Origin of the sequence: Streptomyces sp. XM83C (assembly GCF_023072675.1) — a bacterium.
Classification (GTDB): Bacteria; Actinomycetota; Actinomycetes; order Streptomycetales; family Streptomycetaceae; genus Streptomyces; species Streptomyces thermocoprophilus.
This window is the reverse complement of record NZ_JALLGL010000610.1, coordinates 1-1,079: the sequence shown is the minus strand read 5'-3', so window position 1 is coordinate 1,079 and position 1,079 is coordinate 1. Positions and strand designations below refer to the sequence as shown.

Here is a 1,079-nt window from a genome sequence, read left to right as displayed (position 1 = left end):
GCCCCGCACACCCCCGAAGCGCCCCGTACAGGCGGTCCGTGCCGCCCGGCTCACCCACCCTGCACCACCACCCGGCGCGTCGCCGCCGACTGCGCGGCGCGTCCCAGCGCCACAGCGCCATGTCGAACACCAGCGCGCCGAAGGCGGACGGGACCACACCGCGGCCCAGCGGCCGGCGACCGTTGCCACCCGATACGTCGCGTATCGTCGAAAACCACCCACTGCGACGGCCGCGTACAGCTGTCCCGCACGCACACCTGTCGCCCTTCCGGCCTGCCCCGGCCCTCCGGCACCGAAGCGCAGGGGCCGGCCGATCCCCCAGGGGTCTGCCACGGGCTTTTCAGGGCGACGTGTGCCAGAACACGGGAACGGATCACCCAGTACGGGAGTCTTCAATGGGGGGGAGTGGTGCGCAGAAGGCGCAACGAGGCGTACGGGAACGTACGACGCGAAACAGGAGTCCGAGCACGAGATGAGCGACGAGCCGCAGCCGCAGCCGCAACAGCCGACCGGGGCCGGGGCGGGGGAAGAGCCCGAGGCGGCTGACGACGGCGGCGCGACCGCCGGAACCGGAATCACCGGGTCCGAGTCCGTCGAGCCCAGAAACGCCACGTCCGACGACGCCGTGTACGACGACGCCGACTCGGGCGCGGCCGGACACCCGGCGGACCGCACCGGGGCGGCCGACAGGCCCCGGGCCCGCCAGGCCGACCGCGAGCAGGCCGAGCCCGGCACAACCGACCGGGAACCGGCCGAGCGCCACACGGTGGAGCACAAGGCCGGCAGCAAGGGACCCGGCCCCACCGGGCGCGCCGAAGCCGCCGATACGGCTGACGCAGCCGATGCGGCCGGCACGGCTGACGCGGCCGACACACCCGAGCGCCCTCAGCCGACGTCCGAGGCCACCCACCGATCCTCCCCGCCCCGAACGGCAGCGCCCCGCGAGGCCACCACGCCGACGCCCCGCCCGGCCATGGACGACGACGCCACCCGCGAGATCGCCCCCGTCGGCCGCCGAGAGGCCCCCGCTCGGACGTCCCGCCCGGCGGAGACCGCGCGCAAAGTTCGAGCGTCGCGCA

The 1,079-nt window shown here is 75.3% G+C and carries 1 pseudogene; it reads left to right on the top strand.

Annotation, left to right across the window (positions count from 1 at the left end):
* Positions 1-472: 472 nt before the first annotated feature.
* Positions 473-1,079: pseudogene (locus MTQ10_RS30675) on the top strand (hypothetical protein); the annotation flags it as partial.